This window comes from Nonomuraea sp. MG754425 (assembly GCF_021699195.1).
Lineage (GTDB): Bacteria > Actinomycetota > Actinomycetes > Streptosporangiales > Streptosporangiaceae > Nonomuraea.
In genome coordinates this window covers 1-348 of record NZ_SSXE01000545.1, presented here as the reverse complement: position 1 = coordinate 348, position 348 = coordinate 1, and the positions used below count along the sequence as shown (strand labels likewise).

The 348-nt window shown below is 75.0% G+C and carries 2 pseudogenes; one reads left to right on the top strand and one right to left on the bottom strand.

Annotated elements, in window-relative coordinates:
- A pseudogene (locus FAF44_RS56630) lies at nt 1-100 on the top strand (thiazole synthase); the annotation flags it as partial.
- Here FAF44_RS56630 and FAF44_RS53895 read toward each other — a convergent pair.
- A pseudogene (locus tag FAF44_RS53895) lies at nt 93-348 on the bottom strand (thiazole synthase); the annotation flags it as partial. The pseudogenes FAF44_RS56630 and FAF44_RS53895 overlap by 8 nt on opposite strands.

The following is a 348-nucleotide window of genomic DNA, read 5'->3' as shown; positions in this document are numbered from 1 at the left end:
GCCCGACCCGATCGAGACGTTCGACGCGGCCGAGCGGCTGGTGGCCGACGGCTTCGTGGTGCTGCCGTACATCGGCGACGACCCGGCGCTGGCGCGGCGTCGCTGGCCGTGCCGATGCCCGCGTCGAGGACGACCGGCACGGACGCGGCCTCCACGATGAGCTCGATGTTGTGCGGGTTGCGGATGCCCAGCCCGGAGCCGATCGGCGCGCCCAGGGGCATCACGGCCGCGCAGCCGGCCTGTTCCAGCCGCCGCGCCAGCGCCGGGTCGTCGCCGATGTACGGCAGCACCACGAAGCCGTCGGCCACCAGCCGCTCGGCCGCGTCGAACGTCTCGATCGGGTCGGGC